This window comes from Pseudomonas sp. B21-031, from assembly GCF_024748985.1.
Lineage (GTDB): Bacteria > Pseudomonadota > Gammaproteobacteria > Pseudomonadales > Pseudomonadaceae > Aquipseudomonas > Aquipseudomonas kermanshahensis.
Genome location: NZ_CP087181.1, coordinates 3,585,508 through 3,606,469 on the forward strand (window position 1 = coordinate 3,585,508; position 20,962 = coordinate 3,606,469).

Below are 20,962 nucleotides of genomic sequence, written 5' to 3' on the forward strand. Positions count from 1 at the left end.
CCGACGCCGTGGAGGCACTGCGCACATGAGCTTCATCGTCTGGGTGGCCATGCTCGGCGCAGTCTTGTTGCTGCTGGCGTTGACCTCCTCTTACCTGCGCTGGATCCCGGTCACAACCTCGGTCGTGTGCCTGGCCCTGGGCGTCGCGCTTGGCCCCGGTGGCCTCGGCTTGCTGCAACTCGAGCTGCCCGATGCGCACGGCTGGATGGAGCACCTGACCGAGGTCGCCGTGCTGTTTTCCCTGTTTGTCAGCGGCCTCAAGCTGCGCCTGCCGCTGAGCAGCCGCAGCTGGCGGGTGGCGGTTTTCCTGGCTGGGCCGGTCATGCTGGCTTGCATCGCCGGGGTCAGCCTGGTGCTGCATTACGGCCTGAACCTGGGCTGGGGGGTGTCGGTGTTGATTGGCGCCATCCTGGCCCCGACCGATCCGGTGCTGGCCACCTTGGTCCAGGTCAATGACGCGCAGGACTACGACCGCGTGCGTTTCAGCCTGTCGGGTGAAGCAGGGCTCAACGATGGGGTCGCCTTTCCGTTCGTAATCCTGGGCTTGCTGCTTGTGCAGGGCGCAGCAGGCAGCCAATGGCTGACTGACTGGCTGTGGCAAGACGTGCTGTGGGCGGTGCCCGCCGGCTTGCTCAGCGGTTATTGGCTGGGGCGCGGCCTAGGGCACCTGACCCTGTACCTGCGCACCCGGCACGAGGACAGCACCCTCTCGCCCAACGACTACCTGGCGCTGGCGCTGATCGCGATGGCTTACGTGGTGGCCGACCTGATCCATGGCTATGGGTTTCTCGCGGTGTTTGCTGCCGGGCTGGGCCTACGACAGGCCGAAGTGCATGCCAGCCCCACCCCACAAGCGCCTGCAGAACACCTTGTGCAGCCTGTGGTCGGCCACCAGCATGTCGCACCGGAGCACGCGGTCAAAGGCGATATCGCCGCGCTGGAAGACACGCAGGTCGCAGCCGGCATCATGCTGGGCGACATGCTTTCGTTTGGTGGGCTTGTGGAGCGGGCGATGGAGGTGTTTCTGGTGACCTTGCTCGGTGTCGTGTTGATCGAGCACTGGGACTGGCGCGCACTGACCGTAGGCGCGGCGCTGTTCGTGTTCATTCGGCCCCTGAGCACGCTAGTCATCCCAGGGCGCGGCCTGCTGGACCTTCGCCAGCGCGGCATGCTGGGCTGGTTCGGCATACGCGGTATCGGCAGCCTTTATTACCTGTTCTACTCGGTAAACCACGGCCTGAGCGCCATCGATGCCGCGGCCATCACCAACCTCACGCTGTCGGTAGTGGCGCTGAGCATTGTCGTGCATGGGTTAAGCGTGCAACCTCTGCTGTCGCGTTATGAAGCAGGCCGAAAACGCCGTGACGGCTAACTAAGCGCCCTGCCCTGCGTGACTCGGCTCAAGCACACAGTGCCGGCAGCTCGCTACGTAGCAGTGCCGCAGCGGCGGGCTTGAGAAGGGAGGTATTCAGTGCGTCGCGCTCAATCCACTTGCAAGCGACGATCTCGTTCTTCGGCACCGGCTTGTCCTGATCGTCCAGCTGAAGGGTGAAAATGTAATGGAGGGTGTTACCGACTTGCAGCGTGCATAGCGCCACCAAGCGCTCACGGCAAATCCCTGTTTCCTCTTTCAGCTCTCGGCTGGCGGCATGCAACGGTGCCTCATTCGTGCCCACACCGCCCCCCGGAAAGCCCCATTTCCTGGCCTTTCTACGCACCAGGAGTATTTTGCCACTGCGAAAGCACAGCACCGTCGCTCTGCTCCTGAGGCTGCTTCTGTCAGACATGTCTACCTCCTACTTCCCAACTCACCGCCCTGCGCTCGTAAGCGGGTAGCGTTATTCACCTGGATGCGAATATCGCGCCACTTTGAAAGCAGGCAACAAGCCTTGAGAAAGCGTGGCCTGGGCGGTAGTTCCGTTCGGCAGTAGAAGATTGTGCAGCGCTGTGGGCCAGTGCTGCACTTAGAGCTGAGTTGTGAGCAAGCCGTTACGCGTCGGGGAGCGCTGCAATAATCGAAATTTCGACCAGCACGGCAGGGTCATACAACTTGGCTTGCACTGTCGCACGCGCTGGCGCACACCCGTGCGGCAACCACTGATCCCACACCTGATTCATGCCCGCGAAGTCGGCATCAATGTCCTTAAGGTAGAGGGTGGCGGACAAAATCCGTGTCTTGTCGGTGCCGGCTTGGTCGAGCAGTCGCTCGATGTTCTGCAAGGTTTCACGGGTTTGCTGCTGCACATCGCCGGCAAAATCGTTGGCAACCTCACCGGACAGGTACACGGTGCCTTGGTGCTTGACCACAAGGCTCATGCGAGCGTTAGTGTGCAGGCGTTCGATCGTCATCCTGATATTCCTTGTCGTGTCGAGATAGAAAACCACTGCGTCGAGCAGGCCCCCTGTTCTACCCATTAATGGATGTATTGTCCACGCGGGGCATTTAGCCTGGCTGCATGTCGACACGTTTCAGCGGCGTTTCACCGGGGCCAGCGCAAGCGCACACACCAGCCCTGCTGGCTGGCCGCATCGATAAAGCCAACGTCTATCTGCCCCCCAGTGCGTTGCACAATGGTCCGCACGATGGACAACCCCAGCCCGGAACCTTCCTCGTGGTTTCCGTGCCCTCGGTAGAACGGGTCGAACACCCGCTCCCATTCTTCGGGCGCGATGCCTGGCCCGTCGTCACGGACGCACAGCTCTACCGCCTCCGCCGTTTGCTGCATCGACACTTCGACATGCCCCGCCTCGGGCGCGTGGCGAATAGCATTTTCGACCAGGTTCTTGACCACTGCGCGAAGCTCGATTTCACGGATGGTCAGGCGCACATCATCCCCTTCGACGCCAATGTCGAGCTGCTTTCGCTCCGCCAGCGGCATCAGGTCTTCCAGCACCAAGCGGCAAACTTCATGTACCGACACACTGCCAGAAGGCTCTGCGCCAAGTTGTGCTCCCGCCAGGGCAAGCAGTTGCTCGACCAGCTTGCGGCTCCTGCCGATACCCCGGCGTAGCTGGCTGACTTGGGCCTGGGCTTGCGGGGATATCGGTTCGGACGCCAGCCCCTCGCTCTGCAGGGACAACGCTGTGAGGGGTGTGCGCAGCTCATGGGCTGCATCTGCAACAAATCGCTGCTGGCCCTCCAGCGTGCGCGCGACGCGCGCCAGCAGCCGATTGATCGCATGCACGAAGGGGCGGATCTCACTGGCCAGGGCTTGATCATCGATGGGACGCATGTCTTGATCCTCTCGGCTATCGAGCTTCGCCGCCAACGCGGTGACGGGCTTGAACAGCTTGCGGATCAGGTCGGCAACCACGAGCAGCAGCGTCGGAAAGAGAATGGCGAATGGCAGCAATGCCCGCCATGCACTGTCGCGCGCATCACGGTTGCGGCTGCCGATTTCCTGGGCCACCACAAAGCGCGCCCCTGAGGCGTCTTTGCCGACCCACACGCGAAAGGGCTCGTTACCCACCTGCACGGTCGACAAGCCATCGGCGACCGTGACGGGAATGGGCAGCGGCAGCCGGCTGTCATCGCCATGGCTTGCCTTGGCGCCATCCGCCAGGTACTGAATCACAATCCGGGTTTCTTCGTCGTCTTCGGCCGCGATGGCCTGGTTGTCGACGTAGTGAAACGTCAGGCCCTGTCGCGTATGCAACGCCGCGACTTGGCGCAGGCTGTTGTCCTGGAACTCCAGTGCTTCATCGTAGGCCGACACATAGCTGAACAGGCCGGTCAGGGTCGCCACCAGCAGAATCGCAATCGTCAGCGCCAACGACAGCCGCAGTTGCAGCGAGTACTTCAGACGTCTTTTGAGACCATCCATCCCAGCCCCCTGACATTGCGGATGACATCCTTGCCCAGCTTGCGGCGCAAACCGTGGATCAGAAACTCCACGGCGTTACTCTCGACTTCGTTGCCCCAGCCGTAGAGCCTGTCTTCGAGCTCCGCACGCGACAGGATCGCGCCGGGCCGTACCAACAATGCCTGCAACAGCGTGAATTCACGGTTGGACAACTGCACGGCGTCCTGGCCTGGCACCCACGCGCATTTTGCGGCCGGGTCCAGGGTCACCTTGCCGTTACCCAGCTCGGGCGCCGCACGCCCGCCTTTTCGGCGCATGACCGCACGCATTCTGGCCAGCAGCTCGGCCATCTCGAAGGGCTTTTGCAAAAAATCATCCGCGCCGCCATCCAGGCCACGCAAGCGGTCATCCAGGCCTGGCCGCGCCGTGATGATCAGCAACGGCACCGGGTTGTCCGCTGCACGCAGGTGTTGCAGCACCTGCAGGCCGTCCTGCCCAGGTAAGCCAAGGTCGAGCAGGACCTGGTCGTAGGCTTGCGTACGCAGTGCCGCCTCCGCCGTCAGGCCGTTGTCGACCCAGTCCACGGCATACCCCGCTGCTTCCAGTGCAGCCTGCAATGCCTGCGCAATCATGGTGTCGTCTTCGACCAACAGAATTCGCATGGCGTCTCCCTCGGTGCCAACCTTTGAGGGAACGATAGCCTCCCCGGTATCTACAGGAAAACTGTCGTCCCGCTCCAGCCCTGCTTAGCCCTGTCGCGGGCCCTGCAAGGTATCGAAGGCCTTGAGCAGGTCACTCATCGCCGCCTTGCAATCGCCCTGCTGTGGCTGGCCTGCCCGCAGCGCATCGAGCGAATGGTCGATGGCTTTGTCCAGCAGGTGCCAGTCACTGGCAGCACGCGGCTTGATGCCGGCCTCGGCTTCGTCCCAAGCCTTTTCCAGGTCTTTGATGCGCGCCTTGGCACCAGGCAGGTCCTGGGCGTCCACCTTCGCCGCGACGTCCTCGGCAATAACCCGAAATGCGCTCAGGTCACCGAGCTTGCTGGGGGCATGAACCCCAGCGGTAGGCTGTTGCGGGTCATCTGCCTTGGAGCAGCCTTGGGTGATGCCGAGTACCGAGGCCAGACAGGCGACCGCCAAGACAGAGCGCAATGTGCAATGTGAAATCATGGATAAGGACCTCGTGTTCAAGGGGCGAGCCGCCGGGACTGGACGGCATCGATCTGGGCGACGCCTACCAGGATGAAGATGACGCAGAGGAATATCGCGCTGGTCCAGGTGGCGCCCATGCCAAGGCCTCCATAGGCGTGTGCCTGGGTAAGCAGGTCGCCGAGGGATGCGCCCAGGGGGCGGGTCAGGATGTAGGCGACCCAGAACACCAGCACCGTATTGACGCCCAGCCGCCAGGCAATCAGGCAGGCGGCGATCAAGGCGCCGAAAATCAGCGTACCGATGCCAAAGCCCAGGCCCAGTGCCTCGGTCGCGAGATCGCCACCCGCGGTGCCCAGGGCAAAGGTGCAAAGCACCGTGCTCCAATAGAACCACTCGCGCCGGGCGGTGACGATGTGACGAATCGAAAGGTTGCGCTCCAACGCGTACCAGGCTGCAAAATTGGCCATCAACAGCACTGAAAACACGGCGGTGCTGGTGTAGAGGCTGACATCCAGCACATCGGTCAGGATATCGGTGATCTGGGTCCCCAGAATGCTCACCAGTACAACGCACAACCAGTAAATCCAGGGCTCGCATTCGCGCTTGCGCAGCTGGAGCGCCAGCGCGGCGCTCAGCAGCAAGGCCATCACCACGCTGGTGATGCCCAGCCCCCAACCGACATCGACGGCCAGGAAGTCGGCAAACGTCTCGCCCACGGTGGTGGACATGATCTTGATGATCCAGAAGGACAACGTCACTTCCGGGACTTTATTCAGCCAGCCTGTGCTCACTGTATTCATAGCAAGTACCTCCTCGGAGCCTGTCGCGGTCAGGAGGCACATTACGGATGAAAACTTAGCTGGGCCTGAGCTGCGCAGGCTGGTTGTCGGGCGCGGCCTCTGCGACACTGGCCCGGCCAACGATGATTGACCCAGGAAGGCCTCGTGTCCTCACCCCCCTCAGCCGCGCAGCACCTGCCAGTGCTGATCGAAGCCAAGCACCTGAGCCGCGTGGCGGCCTCAGACAACGCGCCATTGCTCGCACCGACCGACTTTTCGCTGTGCGCAGGCGAGCGTGTGGCGGTCAGTGGCAACTCAGGCTCGGGCAAAAGTGTGCTGCTTCGCTTGCTGGCGCTGCTGGATGTGCCCAGCACCGGCGAAGTCCGATGGATGAACAACGCCATCGCCGCCCACTCGATCCCCCATTACCGGTCATGCGTCTGTTACCTGGCACAACGGCCCGCACTGGTGGAAGGGTCAGTCATGGACAACCTGCAGATGCCCTTCAAGCTCAAGGCGCTGCGCCACCGCAGTCTCGACAGCCGCGTGCTCGATGAGCTGCTGGGCCAGGCGGAAAAACCCCAGGGCTTTCTGCACAAGCTGGCCACCGACCTGTCGGGCGGCGAAGCACAACTGGTTGCGTTGATCCGCGTGCTGCTGCTGGAACCCCAGGTGATCCTGTTCGACGAACCCACTTCAGCGCTAGACCCGCGCTCGGCAGCCGCCGTGGAACGGCTGGTGATGAACTGGTTCAACGCATCCAGGCATTCGCGTGCCTATATTTGGGTATCGCATGATCGTGAACAGGCCCTGCGCATGTGCACCCGCCAGATGAGCATGCGGCAAGGTGTGCTTTGCGAGAACATCACATGACCTATCAGAACCTCTCTTATGCGGACCTGGCGATTGCGTCATTGCTCATCCTGATCAATGGCGTGCTGTCCGTTCTGCTAAAGCTGCAACTTGAGCGGCAACTGCTGTGGGCCGCGCTGCGCACGGTGGTTCAGCTGTTGGCGATCGGCTACATACTGGGCTGGGTTTTCCAGTTTGCCGAATGGTATGTGGTACTGCCCTTGATGCTGGCCATGACGCTTGTCGCAGGCAGCTCGGCGGCGGGGCGCGGCAAGCATCGTCACCGCGGTTTGCTCGTCGACAGCATCATCTCTGTCTGGCTGAGCGCTTGGCTGGTCACGGCCATCGGCCTGTTCGTGGTGCTGAAAGTACACCCCTGGTACACCCCCCAGTACGCCATCCCTATCCTCGGCATGGTGCTCGGCAACACGCTCACAGCCGTGTCATTGGGCATCGACCGCATGACACGCGAGCTCACTACCAACCGCGCCACCGTGGAAACGGTCCTGAGCCTGGGCGGCACCCGCTGGGAGGCGGCTCAGGCCGCTGCTGCGCAGGCGGTGAAAGCCGGCATGATGCCAACCCTGAACCAGATGACGGTGGTTGGCATCGTCAGCCTGCCAGGGATGATGACCGGCCAGATCCTCGCCGGGCAAAGTCCGGCAGAGGCCGTCCGTTACCAGATCGTCATCATGTTCCTGATTGCCGCAGCCTCAGCGCTGGGGACCGTGTGCGCAGTGTTGCTAACGTTCCGGCGACTGTTCTCGGCCTCACACCAGTTCATGTCGCACAGGCTCTCGAAGCAGAAGTAACACCGTGCAAGCGCGCTGAACGTTGTACGCAACAATCAGCCAACCACCGGCTTCAACAACGCCTGCGCCTCGTAGAGCGGTGGCAGGTAGCGCAGCCGAATCTCGTCGACGCTCAACCGCGAGGCGTGGGTGGTGATCGTCAGGGTCGCCTTCAGCTGGCCGCTACGGTCCAGCAGCGGTACACCCAGCACGCGCATGCCGATTTCGTATTCCTGGTCGACGATGCTGTAGCCCTGCTGGCGCACGCGCTGCAGCTCTGCTTCCAGCAGCGCCCGATCAGTTTGGGTATAGGGCGTGAGCGGGCGGAGCGGGTTGCGTGAGAAGTAGTCCTCGCGCGCAGCGTCATCCAGTGCCGCCAGCCAGATTCGGCCGCCGGCGGTGCAGTACATGGGCACCCGCGAGCCGGGCCTGATCGACAACGAGGCGATGTGGCTGTAGCGGCTGCGCACCAGGTGGATGATTTCATCGCCGTCACGGGTGCCGACCGAGACATGCTCCTGGGTCTGCCGCGCCACCTGCTCGACGATGGGCCGCAGCATGCGCGGCAACTGCGCCGAGTCCACGTAGGCCTGGCCGATGCGTAGCGCCTTGGGCGTGAGCCAGTACTGGCGGCTGTCGGTGTCGGCGAAGCCTTCGTGTACCAACGTCAGCAGGAAGCGGCGCGCGGCGCTGGGGGTCAGGCCCGATAGCCTGGCTGCCTGCGGCACGGTCAGGCGTGGCTGATCGACGCTGAACAGTTGCATCAATGCCAGGCCTTTCTGCAAGCCCGCGATCAGGTCGCGGGGGTGGATATCGGGTTTGTCCATGGGGGTTCTCCAGTGATGCGCGAGCCCGGGTAGGAGCAGCCTTGTGCTGCGAAGAGGCCAGTAAAAGCAGCGAAGATCGCGGGTGTTGCCACTGGCCTCTTCGCAGCACAAGGCTGCTCCTACAGTGAGGGAGCGTATTTCTGACGAACATTTTTCGGTATTACCCGCCAATAATCGCCACCTGACTGCGATTATCGCACTACCCGCCCGACAAGCGCATTTCCCCGCGCCCACTACCCCGTCACCCTTGCTGCACAACAACAGCAAGCACGGAGGTCAGCATGATTCGGGGTTCCACAGAACTGGTCGCCATCGTCGGTTCACCCATCGCCCAGGTGAAATCGCCTGAAAACTTCAACACCTGGTTCGCCAGCAACGGCTGCGACCTGGCAATGCTCCCCATCGACCTGCAAGAGACTGCGCTGCAAGCCTTTGTCGGCAGCCTGCGCGGCTGGCAGAACCTGCGCGGTTGCGTGGTCACCGTGCCCTACAAACAGGCACTGGCCGCACGCCTGGACGGCCTCAGCGCACGCGCCGCCGCACTGGGTTCGGTCAACGTGGTGCGCCGCCACAGTGACGGCCGCCTGCTCGGCGACAATGTCGACGGCGCAGGCTTTCTTGGCGCCGCACGCAAACAGGGCTTTCAGCCAGCAGGCAAACGCGCGCTGGTGATCGGTTGTGGTGGGGTGGGCAGTGCAATCGCCTACGCACTGGGCGAAGCGGGCGTGCGCCAAATCACCCTCAGCGACCCCAGCGCTACCCGCGTTGGCGCGCTTTGCGAAGTACTCGGCACGGCCTTCCCCAGTCTCGAAATCACCACCCACTACCGCTCGCTTGAAGCGTTCGACCTGGTGGTCAACGCGTCGCCGGTTGGCATGGGTAGCAACGATGAGTTGCCGCTGCCAGCGCCGATGCTGGCAACCCTGCAACCCTCCACGTTGGTTGCCGACGTGGTCACCTCGCCAGAAATCACCCCGCTGTTGCAGCAGGCTCGCGACCGGGGCTGTGCGATCCAGACTGGCCCGCAGATGGCCTTCGCCCAACTCGGACACCTCGGCGCCTTCATGGGCGTCACCCCGCTGGAGATCTGAGCCATGGCCGCTACCGAACACGCGCAACCGGTGTACGACTTGGTGGTCCTCGGCAGTGGTGCCGGGGGCTTTGCCGCCGCCGCCACGGCCGCCAGCCTTGGCCTGAAGGTACTGGTCGTGGAAAAAGCCGACACTTTCGGCGGCACGTCGGCGATTTCCGGCGGTGCGGCGTGGGTGTATGGCACCGATCAAGCCCGTGCAGCCGGCGCCAAAGACTCCCCCGAAGCCATGCGCACCTACCTGAAAACCGTGATTGGTGCCGGCTACAACGCACCGCTGGTAGACGCCTTCATTGCACGCGGGCATGAAGCGCTGCGCTGGCTGGAGCGCCACACCGAACTGCGCTATGCCCTGCGCCCGCACTCGCCGGACTATTACCCGGATGAGCCCGGCGCCACCCAGTTCGGCCGGGCGTTGGAAATGGTCGAGTACGACGGCCGCCGCCTCGGCCCGCGCTTCAAAGACCTGAAAATGCCGCCGCCGGGCATGCTGTTGTTCGGCGGGATGATGGTCAACCGTGTGGATATCCAGCATTTTCTTGGCCTGCGCAAATCACCACGCGCCCTGTGGCATTGCCTGAAGCTGATGGCGCGCTATGCGCTGGACCGCCTTCACCACCACCGTGGCACCCGCCTGACCACCGGCAATGCGCTGATTGCACGCCTGGCCACCACGGCCTTTGCCCATGGCACGCAACTGTGGCTGCGCAGCGAGGCTAAGGCGCTGATCGTCGAGCACGGCGCGGTGACCGGCGTGGTGGTGCAGCACGAAGGCCGGCGCGTACGGGTGCGTGCCCGGGGTGGTGTGGTCTGCGCCATGGGCGGCTTCGCAGCCGGCGAACTGGCTGCCGCCTACCGCCCAGGCGTTAATGCGCCGCACCTGACCATGTCGCCGCCAACCAATGACGGCGCCGCGCTGCACCTGGGTGAAGCGGTGGATGCTGCCTACGGCGAGGGGCTGGCCGCTAACTTCTTCTGGGCACCCGTTTCCGAATTGCGCCATGCCAATGGTGAGCGCGAACGCTTCCCGCACCTGGTCACCGACCGTGCCAAACCAGGGGTGATCGCGATCAACCCGGCCGGGCAGCGCTTCGTCAACGAGTCGAACTCCTACCATCACTTCGTGCAGACCATGTTCGCCAGCAACCTCACCACCTGCTGGCTGATCTGCGACGCCGAGGCCATGAACCGCTACGGCCTGGGCCTGGCACGCCCGAAACCTGTGAACAACGCGGCACTGATCGACGCCGGCTACCTGTACCGCGCCGCCACACCGCACGCCCTGGCTGAGGCCATCGGCGTCGACCCTCAAGCATTGCAGGCGACGCTGGAGCGCTTCAACGCCGATGCCCGCAACGGCATCGACCGTGCATTCGACAAAGGCGGCAACAGCTACAACCGCTACATGGGCGACCCGCATCACACGCCCAACCCCTGCCTCGCGCCCCTGGTCAAGGCGCCGTTCTACGCCATCCAGCTCCACACCGGCGACCTGGGCTCGGCACGCGGCCTGGTGACCGACGCCCATGCCAACGTGCTCAACCGCGCCGGCACGCCGGTTGCCGGCCTATATGCAACGGGCAACGACATGAACTCATTGATGAACGGCACCTACCCCGGCCCAGGCATCACCCTTGGCCCTGCCCTCACCTTCGGCTGGATCGCCGCCAGCCATATTGCCAACCGCCTGCAGGCGCAGGCCCACCCTGTGGAGACACATGCATGTACTACGAACTGAGAACCTACACCCTCGACCCACTGAAAATGGCCGACTGGCTGGCCCTTTACCAAAGCCACGCGCTGGCGGTGCAGAGCGAGCACCTGGGCAAGCTGGTCGGTTTCTTTACCAGTGAATTCGGCGAGGTCAACCAGGTGGTGCACCTGTGGGCCTACACCAGCCTCGACGACCGCATGCAGCGCCGCGCGGCGATGGTGGCGGACCCGCGCTGGGCGGAGTTCTCGCAGCGCAATCGCGAACTGGACGCAGTGTTGCGGTTGCAGTCGCGGTTGATGCGGCCGACCGGCTTTTCACCGCTGCAGTAACTGACGCCCTCTCCAACCTGACCGGAGCCCCTCCATGCAACCCCTGGAATGTGACGTACTTGTCCTCGGCTCCGGCGCCTCTGGCCTGGCTGCCGCAGTAACCGCCGCCCATCACGGCCTGAAGGTGATCATCGCAGAAAAGGCCAGCCAGTTCGGTGGCACCAGCGCCTGGTCGGGGGGCTGGTTATGGATACCCCGCAACCCGCTAGCGATCGCCGAAGGCCTCGTCGAAGCCGACGATGCGCCAGAACGCTACCTGCGTGCACAGACCCACGTCGCCGAACTGGACCCACGCCAGCAGGCGTTTTTGCGCCATGGACCGGAGATGGTGGCGTTCTTCCAGCACCATACCGCCGTGCAGTTCCAGTCCGGCACTAAAATGCCCGACATGCACGAGGGGGATGGCAGTGCGCGTGGCGGGCGGTCCCTGTGTGCGCAGCCGTTCGACGGGCGCCTGCTTGGGCACTGGATCCACCGGCTACGGCCGCCCCTGGATATCGTCAGCCTGGCCGGCATGGGCATCGCCGGTGGCGCAGACATGGCCGCCTTCTTCAACGCCAGCCGCTCACCCAAGGCGGCCTGGCACGTCGGCAAACGCCTGCTGCGCCATGGGCGCGACTTGCTGCTGCACCGTCGCGGCCTGCAGTTGGTCAACGGCAACGCGCTGGTGGCGCGCCTGTTGCGCAGTGCCCTCGACCTGGGCGTGACGCTGTTGCATGACCGGCAGGCCACAGGCTTGCTGAGGGATGGGCGTATCACGGGCGTGCAGTTCAGCGATGGCCAGGTGATCCATACGCGACGTGGTGTCGTGCTGGCCTGCGGCGGGTTCCCCCATGACCGCCAGCGCATCGCCCAGCTGATGCCCCATGCGCCCGAAGGCGATCGCCACTACTGCGCAGCGCCGCCACAGAACAGTGGCGACGGCCTGCGCCTGGGCGAACAAGTCGGCGCACAGGTCGCCACCACGGCGGCCCACGCCGGGGCCTGGGCGCCGGTCTCACTGGTGCCGCGAAGCGACGGCAGCCTCGGCCACTTCCCGCACCTGATAGACCGCGCAAAGCCGGGCTTCATTGCCGTACGCCGAGACGGTCGACGGTTCGTCAACGAGGCCGACAGCTACCATGCTTTCATGAATGCGCTGTTCACCTCCACGCCACCCGATGAGGCGCCCGAGGCCTGGTTGATCTGTGACCACGCCGCGCAACGTCGCTACGGCATTGGCTGGGCCAAGCCGTTCCCCTTCCCTGCTGGCTTCTATGAGCGCCGTGGCTACCTGTTCAGCGGCACTACCCTGGCGCAACTGGCCGCACGCTGCGGGATCGACGCAACGCAACTGCAGCGCACCGTGGCACTTTTCAACCACCATGCGGCGCAGGGCACGGATCCGGACTTCCAGCGTGGCGCATCGCTGTATAACCGTGCGCAGGGCGACCCCTTGCACGTGCCCAATCCGTCGCTGCGGCCGCTGCTGCAGGGCCCCTTTCATGCGGTAAAACTGCTGCCGGGCAGCCTCGGCACCTTCGCCGGCCTGCACACGGATGCTTCGGCACAGGTGCTGGACAGCCTGCAGCGCCCGATACCCGGCCTGTTCGCGGTCGGCAACGACATGCACAGCATCATGGGCGGACACTACCCCAGCGGCGGTATCACCCTGGGCCCAGGGATGACCTTCGGTTACCTGGCTGGCATGGCACTGTGCAATCCGCCAGAAGACGCCGCGTCACTTTTGTTCGATCATCGAACAGTAGCCCCATCTTTGAATTGACGCTCCCCCCTTCACTGCTCACCATAAATGACCTTGCACGCCCAGCCTTGCCCTGGGCAAAACCGCGTTCCAGACGCATTGCCGTTCAAAACAATTTCAAGAAACGACTTCACATGACCCCTTCCAAGTTCGACACTGCCAGCCCCCGCCTCGCCCATGGATCCATCGGCGACAAGGTGCGCGGCGCCTTCGCCGTCGGCAAGACCCGCTGGGGCATGCTTGCCCTGGTGTTCTTCGCCACCACCCTGAACTACATCGACCGTGCCGCCCTCGGCATCATGCAGCCCGTCCTCGCCAAGGACATGGGCTGGACGGCGATGGACTACGCCAACATCAACTTCTGGTTCCAGGTCGGCTATGCCATCGGCTTTGTGCTGCAGGGCCGGCTGATCGACAAAGTCGGGGTAAAACACGCCTTCTTCGGCGCCGTATTGCTGTGGAGCCTGGCCACAGGCGCCCATGGCCTGGCGACCTCGGCAGCGGGGTTCATGGTCTGCCGCTTCATTCTGGGCCTGACCGAGGCGGCCAACTACCCGGCGTGTGTAAAGACCACGCGCTTGTGGTTCCCCGCCGGCGAGCGCGCCATCGCCACCGGCCTGTTCAACGCCGGCACCAACGTCGGCGCCATGGTCACCCCGGCGCTGCTGCCACTGATTCTCGCTGCTTGGGGCTGGCAGGCCGCGTTCATCGCCATGGGTAGCCTCGGCCTGGTCTGGGTGGTGTTGTGGGGTTTGAAGTATTTCAACCCTGAGGCGCACCCGCACGTTCGCCAGAGCGAGCTGGACTATATCCAGCAAGACGTGGAGCCCGAAGCCAAACCCGTGCCGTTCAGCCGCATCCTGCGCCAGCGCGGCACCTGGGCCTTTGCCGTGGCCTACTCGATCACGGCGCCGGTGTTCTGGTTTTACCTGTACTGGCTGCCGCCGTTTCTTAACCAGCAGTACGACCTGGGCATCAGCGTCACCCAGATGGGCATCCCGTTGATCCTGATCTGGCTGACCGCAGACTTCGGCAGCATCGGCGGCGGCATTCTGTCGTCCTGGCTGATCGGCCGCGGCGTACGCGCCACCCGAGCCCGGTTGATCTCGATGTTGATCTTTGCCTGCACCATCGTCAGCGTGGTCTTCGCTGCCCACGCCAGTGGCCTGTGGGTCGCGGTGCTTGCCATCGCCGTGGCGGTCGGCGCACACCAGGCCTGGACCGCAAACATCTGGAGCCTGGTCATGGACTACACGCCCAAGCATCTGGTGAGCACGGTGTTCGGCTTCGGCAGCATGTGCGCGGCCATCGGCGGCATGTTCATGACACAGATCGTCGGCAGCGTGCTGACGGTCACCCACAACAATTATGCGGTGCTGTTCACCATGATTCCGGTGATGTACTTCATTGCACTGGTGTGGATGTACTTCATGGCGCCGCGTGGGATTGAGGCCGCTTAAGGGCTAACCAGGTTTCCTCTATGGGGCTCTTCGGAGCCTCTTTTTTTGCCTGCAGACAGGCCATTGGACCTGTGCCTAAATTGGACCGGCCTTGAGGTTCACTGTCATGCGCTGCTTTGCAGCCCCTGGCTTGCCCGCGAACACCGGCGAAGCCGGTGCCATACACCGCGGCGCCTGCATCGCCGGTAAACCCGCACCCACAGGATTGGGGACTCGCTTTCGATCTTTGTTCTCTTCCCGGCACGCAACCCAAATGGCTGAGTTACCTCTCACAGAACAACACATACCTGAATGATTTAGCAGGGACCTGTGGGAGCTGGCTTGCCAGCGAACACCGGCGAAGCCGGTGCCATACACCGCGGCGCCTGCATCGCCAGCAAGCCGGCTCCCACAGGATTGAGGACTCGTTTTCGATCTTTGTTCTCTTCGCGGCACGCAGCCCAAAGGGCTGGGTTACCTCTCACAAAACAACACATACCTGATTGATTTAGCAGGGACCTGTGGGAGCTGGCTTGCCAGCGAACACCGGCGAAGCCGGTGCCATACACCGCGGCGCCTGCATCGCCGGCAAGCCGGCTCCCACAGGATTGAGGACTCGTTTTCGATCTTTGTTCTCTTCGCGGCACGCAGCCCAAAGGGCTGGGTTACCTCTCACAAAACAACACATACCTGATTGATTTAGCAGGGACCTGTGGGAGCTGGTTTGCCAGCGAACACCGGCGAAGCCGGTGCCATACACCGCGGCGCCTGCATCGCCGGCAAGCCGGCTCCCACAGGATTGGGCACTCGCTTTCGATCTTTGTTCTCTTCGCGGCACGCAGCCCAAAGGGCTGGGTTACCTCTCACAAAACAACACATACCTGATTGATTTAGCAGGGACCTGTGGGAGCTGGCTTGCCAGCGAACACCGGCGAAGCCGGTGCCATACACCGCGGCGCCTGCATCGCCGGCAAGCCGGCTCCCACAGGATTGGGCACTCGCTTTCGATCTTTGTTCTCTTCGCGGCACGCAGCCCAAAGGGCTAGGTTACCTCTCACAAAACAACACATACCTGATTGATTTAGCAGGGACCTGTGGGAGCTGGCTTGCCAGCGAACACCGGCGAAGCCGGTGCCATACACCGCGGCGCCTGCATCGCCGGCAAGCCGGCTCCCACAGGATTGAGGACTCGTTTTCGATCTTTGTTCTCTTCGCGGCACGCAGCCCAAAGGGCTGGGTTACCTCTCACAAAACAACACATACCTGATTGATTTAGCAGGGACCTGTGGGAGCTGGCTTGCCAGCGAACACCGGCGAAGCCGGTGCCATACACCGCGGCGCCTGCATCGCCGGCAAGCCGGCTCCCACAGGATTGAGGACTCGTTTTCGATCTTTGTTCTCTTCGCGGCACGCAGCCCAAAGGGCTGGGTTACCTCTCACAAAACAACACATACCTGATTGATTTAGCAGGGACCTGTGGGAGCTGGCTTGCCAGCGAACACCGGCGAAGCCGGTGCCATACACCGCGGCGCCTGCATCGCCGGCAAGCCGGCTCCCACAGGATTGGGCACTCGCTTTGGATCTTTGTTCTCTGCGCCTGCACAGCGGCCCTTGAAGTTCAAACCCGCGCCAATACCGCCTTGGCTTTCTCCAGCGCCATCCGCGCACGCTGCTCGCCACTCACGCCCTGCTCCAGTAACTGCCGGGTCGGAATCTCCAGGCTCAGCGGTACGGTGGCCGGCAAGCCACGCAACAGGCCGATCAAATCAGCATCGCCATCACCTGGGAAGCGCCGTTCGTTGCGGGCCTGGCGCAGAATCTCGTCCATGTCGTCCGGCACCGGGCCGGCCACGTCGCACAGCTGGGCATAGCGCATGCGCTGCGGTGCCAGGTGGGCCAGGTCGTCAAGTGAGGAAGCGGAGCGGTTGAAATGGAAGGCGTCCACCAGAACGCAGCCGTTTGCCCGGTCAGCGTTGGCAACCACACGCATGGCCTGGCGCAGGTCGCGAACGTCGGTCCAGGGCATGAACTCCAGGTGCGGATGGATACCATAGCCCGCCGCCAGGTCGCACAATTCGGCAAAGCGCTCTGTGAGGCGTGCCTCGTCCGGGTCGTTACCGGCCACCAGCAGTTCGGTCCCGCCCAGCTCGGCACCCACCGCCAGAATGGCTTCGAAATCGGCAACACAGGTTTCAGGCTTGAGGCGCAGGATTTCCAGGTCGAGTACCTTGATGCCGGTGTCGCGCAGGCGCGCCTGGGTCTGTCGGCGCAGGTCAGCGTCGACCGCCAGCGGGAAGTGCTGCTCCTCTGCGGTAGCCGGCACCAAACGCAGGCCCACGTGGCTATAGCCGGCACGGGCAGCGGCCTCCACCATGGCCGGCGGCGAAAGCTCGAGCACCGTCAGCGCGGCAAGGGAAAAAATACGGTCAGTCATGTTCGTTACCTGAAGGCAATTAAAGGTGTGAAGGGGGCTCGCGTCAGGCGATCGTCTCGGGGGCGCAGGCCCGGCCGCTTTCGGCTGCCTGGCGTATCGCCTCGACCAGGGCCAGCGTGCGGCCGCCGTCTGCAGCGTCGGTCAAGGGGGCCTCTTCACCGCGGGCGACGCGAATGAAATGCTGCAATTGCAAGGTCAACGCTTCACCTGCCGGCGTTTCGGCGCCACTTTGCAGCAAGGGTGTGTGCCAGCCGGAGCCTGCTTCGCCGTACTGCCAGCGCTTAAGCTGCGGAATGCTCAGTGCGCCGTGGCTGCCGGCCAGCAGGTAGCAGGGCTGGCCATCCTGACGCGGGTAGATCGGGCTCTCGCCGGACGTCAACTCCCAGCTCCAGGGTGCAGCCACCGCGTCGGAACCCGTCAGGCTGCCCAGCGCCCCGTTGGCGAACTGCAGCAGCACGGCGGCGCTGTCTTCATTGGCATACCCACGCACATCGTTGCGGGTGAACGCCTGCACCTGCACGACCTCGCCGCACAAGTAGCGCAGCAGGTCGAGGTCGTGGATCAGGTTGGTCAGCAAAAAACCGGCGCCCGGCTCGCGCCGCCAGGGGGTGTCGAAATAGCTGTCGGGCTTCTGCAACTGCCACAGCGCAGTGACATTAATCAGCCTGCCCAGCGCACCTTCGGCGATCAGGCCGCGCGCGTTGGCGATCAGCGGGTTGTGCCGACGATGGTGACCGACCAGCACAGGCACACCCCAGCGCTTGGACGCTTCGACCAACGCACGGACTTCATCCAGGTGCACACCCACTGGCTTTTCCACCAGCACCGGCACACCGGCTTCGATGCAATCGAGCGCGGTGGCCACATGCAGGTTGTTCGGGTTGGCGACGATCACGGCCTCAGGTTTGACGCTGGCCAGCATCTGGCGGTGATCGGCGTAATAGGCCACCCCGCATTCGGCGGCGAAAGCCTCAGCCTGCGGGCCGGGGTCTGCCACCGCGCACAACTGCGCTTGCGGCAGCTGGAGAAGGTGCTGGTAGTGCTGGCGGCCCATGATACCGGCGCCAATCAAGGCGATACGAAGCGGTGCATTCAACGGACTGTCCTCTTGTCATTGTTGTCGGCCATGAATTACGGAACAGTGTTCCAGAATTCATATCCGACAATTTAGAACTCGGGTCCGCTTTACAGAAGCACCGCCTGCACAGACTGTGCGGTTATCGACCACTAATGAACAGGCGGCGCTTCAGGCAAACAGTTCGCTAGCCTGGCTGGCCGCCGACAGTTCGCCCACTGCCGCCAATAAAAGGCTAGCCAGTTCAGGCAGGCGCACTTGCGCCAGCCGGGCACTAGGGCCGGCAATGCTCAGCACACCGATCACCTCGTCAGTGCGTGGGCGCCGCACCACGGCGGCCAGCGCCGACGTGCCCACCGCCGAGGTCTGCTCGACCCAGGCATAGCCACGCTCCCGCGCACGCTGTAGGTAGCCCAGCAGTTCATCCGTGGAACGCGGTGCATTCGGGCCGAACTGTGCCGGGTCGGCGATGCCTTGGCGCAAGACCATCTGTAGCGCCTCGTCGTCGCTCAGACTGGCCAGCCAGGCATGCCCAGAGGCGGTGTAGAACAGCGGGGCATCGCGGCCCATGTCGGGGTCGTAGCGCAAGCCGGAGCGTGCGCCCTGGGACTTGGCGATCCAGGTCTGGCGGCTGCCTTCGATCACGCCCAGACGCACCAGCTCGCCGCTGTCCTGAGCCAGGCGATCGAGAATCGGCTGAATGATGTCGGCGCCACTGCTGGACAGGTAGCGAAAGCCCATTGCCACCAGCTTGGCAGACAGCTGATAGCGGCTGTTGTCGCGGTTCTGCCGCACGTAGCCCAGACGGATCAGCTCGGCCAGCATGCGGTGGGTGGCGCTCTTGGGGATCTCCAGGCGCTCGGCCAAGGTCTGCAGGGCAAGGCCCTCAGGCTCGCCGGTCAGGCTTTCTACAAGACTGAAGGCGCGTTCGATCTGACTACCAGCCATGGCTAAGGTCCCTGAAAAATGGATGAATTCTGGAAGATGATTCCACAGCCACGACCATCGGCGCAGTAGGCGTGCGTTGAAGTGTCCGGTTATCGACCAGTTCTGCACGGCCTCCCTTGCATGCAGCACCATCACCCATGAAGAATATGGAATCACGTTCCAATAATAATACCGGAGACCCTGCGATGCCTACCGACACCTTGCAAGCCGAATACGACGTTCTGGTCATTGGCTCAGGCGCCGCCGGCCTGGCCGCAGCGGTAACGGCAGCCTGGCATGGGCAGCGCGTGATGCTGGTAGAGAAGGCGCCGGTATTCGGCGGTGCCACGGCCTGGTCCGGTGGCTGGGCCTGGGTACCCCGCAACCCGCTGGCCCGCCGCGCCGGCATCGTCGAAGACATCGAACAGCCCCGCACTTACCTGCGTAACGAATTGGGCACACATTACGATGCAGAACGGGTTGACGCCTTCCTCGAGGCCTGCCCACACATGGTCGCCTTTTTCGAGAAACACACTGCGCTGCAGTTTGTCGACGGCAACGCCATCCCCGACATGCATGGCGACACACCCGGCGCCGCCACCGGTGGGCATCAGGTGATCGCCGCGCCCTATGATGCCCGCGAGGTAGGCGCGCTGTTGCCCCGCCTGCGCAAGACCCTGCGCGAGACCTCGTTCATGGGCATGCCGATCATGGCCGGCCCTGACCTGGCCGCCTTCCTCAACATGACCCGCTCGCCTCGGGCCTTCTTGCATGTGTGCAAGCGCTTTGGCCGCCACCTGTACCACCTCGCCCGCCATGGTCGGGCCATGCACCTGGTCAACGGCGTGGCCCTGGTGGCGCGACTGGCCAAATCGGCCGAAGACCTGGGCGTGCGGCTGCTGGAATCTGCCCCGGCCAAGCGCCTGTTGATTGAGCACGGCCAAGTGCGCGGCGCCGTGATAGGCACACCACAGGGTGACCTTACCGTCCGGGCGAAAGCCGTGGTGCTCGCCGCCGGGGGCTTCCCCAACGACAGTGCGCGGCGCCGGCAGCTGTTTGCGCGTGATGCCAGTGGCTATGACAACCTCGCCCTGCCCCCGCAGTCCTGCTCGGGCGATGGCCTGCGCCTTGGCGAATCGGCAGGCGGTGTGGTGGCCACCGACCTGAAATCTGCAGTGGCCTGGGCACCGGTCTCCAAAGTGCCGCACCGCGACGGCAGCGTCGGCCACTTCCCACACATCATCGAACGCGGCAAGCCCGGCGTTATTGGCGTGTTGGCCAGCGGTAAGCGCTTCGTCAACGAGGCGCACGGCTACTACGACTATGTGTCAGCCATGCTCGAGGCGGTCCCGCCGGGCGAGGAAGCCTGCTCCTGGCTGATCTGCGACCACCGCTTCCTGCGGCGTTACGGCCTCGGTCACGCCCGACCTGCACCGTTGCCGGTATGGCCGCACCTGCGCAGTGGCTACCTCAAGCGCGGTGCCAGCCTCGAACAATTGGCCCGCGCCTGCGGCATCGACCCTGTCGGCTTGAGTGCCACCGTCGCGGAGTACAACAGCCATGCGCGCCATGGCCAGGACCCGGCCTTTGGCCGCGGCTCCACGCCATTCAACCGCAAGCAGGGTGACCCGGCGTACAGCGGGCCGAACCCGTGCGTGGCGCCGATCGAACAAGGGCCGTTCTATGCTGTGAAGGTTCAGCCCGGTTGCTTTGGCACCTTTGCCGGTTTGCGCACCGATGGCCATGCACGGGTACTGGATGAGCAAGGCCAGCCGATTGGTGGGCTTTATGCCGCCGGCACCGACATGGCCAGTGTGTTTGGCGGCTGGTACCCCTCAGGCGGCATCAACCTGGGCCCGGCGCTGACGTTCGGTTACGTGGCCGGGCGGCATATTGCCGGGGCGCAGGCGCCGGAATAAGGCCACCGTTTGGCAGCCACCGGGTAAAAACTGTACAAAAAAATCATCCTGTATAGCTTTGCGGCGAAAGCTAAACTATACCTGTACA

19 protein-coding genes are annotated in these 20,962 nt (G+C 63.6%); 9 read left to right on the forward strand and 10 right to left on the reverse strand.

Features of this window, described 5'->3' with window-relative positions; translation table 11 throughout:
• Positions 1 to 25: 25 nt before the first annotated feature.
• Positions 26 to 1,372, forward strand: a complete 1,347-nt coding sequence (locus tag LOY53_RS15765) for a sodium:proton antiporter (RefSeq protein WP_252824757.1) — start codon at positions 26 to 28, stop codon at positions 1,370 to 1,372.
• Positions 1,373 to 1,400: 28 nt separating this feature from the next.
• Here the strand turns inward: LOY53_RS15765 and LOY53_RS15770 are convergent, their stop codons facing one another.
• The 6 genes from LOY53_RS15770 to LOY53_RS15795 all read right to left on the reverse strand — a co-directional run bounded on the left by LOY53_RS15770 (position 1,401) and on the right by LOY53_RS15795 (position 5,754).
• Positions 1,401 to 1,787, reverse strand: coding sequence for an NUDIX domain-containing protein (locus LOY53_RS15770; protein ID WP_099429745.1), 387 nt, complete (start codon positions 1,785 to 1,787; stop codon positions 1,401 to 1,403).
• Between the two features lie 202 nt (positions 1,788 to 1,989).
• Positions 1,990 to 2,349: a RidA family protein gene (locus LOY53_RS15775; protein ID WP_099454537.1), complete on the reverse strand. Its 360-nt coding sequence runs from the start codon at positions 2,347 to 2,349 to the stop codon at positions 1,990 to 1,992.
• Positions 2,350 to 2,480: 131 nt separating this feature from the next.
• The gene (locus tag LOY53_RS15780; RefSeq protein ID WP_258702945.1) at positions 2,481 to 3,824 is read right to left on the reverse strand and encodes a HAMP domain-containing sensor histidine kinase; all 1,344 of its coding nucleotides are present in this window, start codon (positions 3,822 to 3,824) and stop codon (positions 2,481 to 2,483) included.
• The gene (locus LOY53_RS15785; RefSeq protein WP_252824759.1) at positions 3,800 to 4,465 is read right to left on the reverse strand and encodes a response regulator; all 666 of its coding nucleotides are present in this window, start codon (positions 4,463 to 4,465) and stop codon (positions 3,800 to 3,802) included. Before LOY53_RS15785 ends, LOY53_RS15780 begins: the two co-directional genes overlap by 25 nt.
• 84 nt (positions 4,466 to 4,549) lie before the next feature.
• Positions 4,550 to 4,972 carry a hypothetical protein gene (locus LOY53_RS15790; protein ID WP_252824760.1) on the reverse strand — a complete coding sequence of 141 codons (423 nt, stop codon included), beginning with the start codon at positions 4,970 to 4,972 and terminating at the stop codon, positions 4,550 to 4,552.
• Positions 4,973 to 4,989: 17 nt separating this feature from the next.
• Entirely contained in the window at positions 4,990 to 5,754 is a 765-nt protein-coding gene (locus LOY53_RS15795; RefSeq protein WP_258702946.1) for a hypothetical protein, read from the reverse strand.
• Positions 5,755 to 5,928: 174 nt separating this feature from the next.
• Here LOY53_RS15795 and LOY53_RS15800 point away from each other — a divergent pair, with 174 nt between their 5' ends.
• Complete coding sequence (locus tag LOY53_RS15800; protein WP_258704178.1) at positions 5,929 to 6,606, forward strand: ATP-binding cassette domain-containing protein; 678 nt, start codon at positions 5,929 to 5,931, stop codon at positions 6,604 to 6,606.
• Entirely contained in the window at positions 6,603 to 7,397 is a 795-nt protein-coding gene (locus LOY53_RS15805) for an ABC transporter permease (protein WP_252824762.1), read from the forward strand. The genes LOY53_RS15800 and LOY53_RS15805 overlap by 4 nt, the downstream gene beginning before the upstream one ends.
• 35 nt (positions 7,398 to 7,432) lie before the next feature.
• Here LOY53_RS15805 and LOY53_RS15810 read toward each other — a convergent pair whose 3' ends face one another.
• Positions 7,433 to 8,203, reverse strand: coding sequence for an IclR family transcriptional regulator C-terminal domain-containing protein (locus LOY53_RS15810; protein ID WP_258702947.1), 771 nt, complete (start codon positions 8,201 to 8,203; stop codon positions 7,433 to 7,435).
• 281 nt (positions 8,204 to 8,484) lie between these two features.
• Between LOY53_RS15810 and LOY53_RS15815 the strand changes: the two genes are divergently transcribed.
• From LOY53_RS15815 to LOY53_RS15835, 5 genes are all read left to right on the forward strand, one after another.
• Positions 8,485 to 9,294, forward strand: a complete 810-nt coding sequence (locus LOY53_RS15815; RefSeq protein ID WP_252824765.1) for a shikimate dehydrogenase — start codon at positions 8,485 to 8,487, stop codon at positions 9,292 to 9,294.
• Between the two features lie 3 nt (positions 9,295 to 9,297).
• Complete coding sequence (locus tag LOY53_RS15820) at positions 9,298 to 11,031, forward strand: FAD-dependent oxidoreductase (RefSeq protein ID WP_258702948.1); 1,734 nt, start codon at positions 9,298 to 9,300, stop codon at positions 11,029 to 11,031.
• Positions 11,016 to 11,336: an NIPSNAP family protein gene (locus LOY53_RS15825; RefSeq protein WP_252824769.1), complete on the forward strand. Its 321-nt coding sequence runs from the start codon at positions 11,016 to 11,018 to the stop codon at positions 11,334 to 11,336. The genes LOY53_RS15820 and LOY53_RS15825 overlap by 16 nt, the downstream gene beginning before the upstream one ends.
• Before the next feature lie 34 nt (positions 11,337 to 11,370).
• Positions 11,371 to 13,101, forward strand: a complete 1,731-nt coding sequence (locus LOY53_RS15830; RefSeq protein WP_252824771.1) for an FAD-dependent oxidoreductase — start codon at positions 11,371 to 11,373, stop codon at positions 13,099 to 13,101.
• Positions 13,102 to 13,214: 113 nt separating this feature from the next.
• Positions 13,215 to 14,540, forward strand: coding sequence for an MFS transporter (locus LOY53_RS15835; protein WP_252824773.1), 1,326 nt, complete (start codon positions 13,215 to 13,217; stop codon positions 14,538 to 14,540).
• Positions 14,541 to 16,137: 1,597 nt separating this feature from the next.
• Here the strand turns inward: LOY53_RS15835 and LOY53_RS15840 are convergent.
• The 3 genes from LOY53_RS15840 to LOY53_RS15850 form a co-directional block, all read right to left on the reverse strand.
• A complete protein-coding gene (locus tag LOY53_RS15840) occupies positions 16,138 to 16,953 on the reverse strand; it encodes a sugar phosphate isomerase/epimerase (protein ID WP_252824775.1) in 816 nt (271 codons plus the stop codon).
• Positions 16,954 to 16,996: 43 nt separating this feature from the next.
• Positions 16,997 to 18,049, reverse strand: a complete 1,053-nt coding sequence (locus LOY53_RS15845) for a Gfo/Idh/MocA family protein (RefSeq protein ID WP_258702949.1) — start codon at positions 18,047 to 18,049, stop codon at positions 16,997 to 16,999.
• A 150-nt stretch (positions 18,050 to 18,199) separates the two neighbouring features.
• A complete protein-coding gene (locus tag LOY53_RS15850; protein WP_252824778.1) occupies positions 18,200 to 18,976 on the reverse strand; it encodes an IclR family transcriptional regulator in 777 nt (258 codons plus the stop codon).
• 185 nt (positions 18,977 to 19,161) lie between these two features.
• Here LOY53_RS15850 and LOY53_RS15855 point away from each other — a divergent pair, with 185 nt between their 5' ends.
• Complete coding sequence (locus LOY53_RS15855) at positions 19,162 to 20,874, forward strand: FAD-dependent oxidoreductase (RefSeq protein WP_258702950.1); 1,713 nt, start codon at positions 19,162 to 19,164, stop codon at positions 20,872 to 20,874.
• Positions 20,875 to 20,962 lie beyond the last annotated feature (88 nt).

Excerpts from the sequence above, each read along its gene's own strand:
- LOY53_RS15765 (WP_252824757.1), top strand. The coding sequence starts at position 26 with ATGAGCTTCATCGTCTGGGTGGCCATGCTCGGCGCAGTCTTGTTGCTG.
- LOY53_RS15770 (WP_099429745.1), bottom strand. The coding sequence starts at position 1,787 with ATGTCTGACAGAAGCAGCCTCAGGAGCAGAGCGACGGTGCTGTGCTTT.
- LOY53_RS15775 (WP_099454537.1), bottom strand. The coding sequence starts at position 2,349 with ATGACGATCGAACGCCTGCACACTAACGCTCGCATGAGCCTTGTGGTC.
- LOY53_RS15780 (WP_258702945.1), bottom strand. The coding sequence starts at position 3,824 with ATGGATGGTCTCAAAAGACGTCTGAAGTACTCGCTGCAACTGCGGCTG.
- LOY53_RS15785 (WP_252824759.1), bottom strand. The coding sequence starts at position 4,465 with ATGCGAATTCTGTTGGTCGAAGACGACACCATGATTGCGCAGGCATTG.
- LOY53_RS15790 (WP_252824760.1), bottom strand. The coding sequence starts at position 4,972 with ATGATTTCACATTGCACATTGCGCTCTGTCTTGGCGGTCGCCTGTCTG.
- LOY53_RS15795 (WP_258702946.1), bottom strand. The coding sequence starts at position 5,754 with ATGAATACAGTGAGCACAGGCTGGCTGAATAAAGTCCCGGAAGTGACG.
- LOY53_RS15805 (WP_252824762.1), top strand. The coding sequence starts at position 6,603 with ATGACCTATCAGAACCTCTCTTATGCGGACCTGGCGATTGCGTCATTG.
- LOY53_RS15810 (WP_258702947.1), bottom strand. The coding sequence starts at position 8,203 with ATGGACAAACCCGATATCCACCCCCGCGACCTGATCGCGGGCTTGCAG.
- LOY53_RS15815 (WP_252824765.1), top strand. The coding sequence starts at position 8,485 with ATGATTCGGGGTTCCACAGAACTGGTCGCCATCGTCGGTTCACCCATC.
- LOY53_RS15820 (WP_258702948.1), top strand. The coding sequence starts at position 9,298 with ATGGCCGCTACCGAACACGCGCAACCGGTGTACGACTTGGTGGTCCTC.
- LOY53_RS15825 (WP_252824769.1), top strand. The coding sequence starts at position 11,016 with ATGTACTACGAACTGAGAACCTACACCCTCGACCCACTGAAAATGGCC.
- LOY53_RS15830 (WP_252824771.1), top strand. The coding sequence starts at position 11,371 with ATGCAACCCCTGGAATGTGACGTACTTGTCCTCGGCTCCGGCGCCTCT.
- LOY53_RS15835 (WP_252824773.1), top strand. The coding sequence starts at position 13,215 with ATGACCCCTTCCAAGTTCGACACTGCCAGCCCCCGCCTCGCCCATGGA.
- LOY53_RS15840 (WP_252824775.1), bottom strand. The coding sequence starts at position 16,953 with ATGACTGACCGTATTTTTTCCCTTGCCGCGCTGACGGTGCTCGAGCTT.
- LOY53_RS15850 (WP_252824778.1), bottom strand. The coding sequence starts at position 18,976 with ATGGCTGGTAGTCAGATCGAACGCGCCTTCAGTCTTGTAGAAAGCCTG.
- LOY53_RS15855 (WP_258702950.1), top strand. The coding sequence starts at position 19,162 with ATGCCTACCGACACCTTGCAAGCCGAATACGACGTTCTGGTCATTGGC.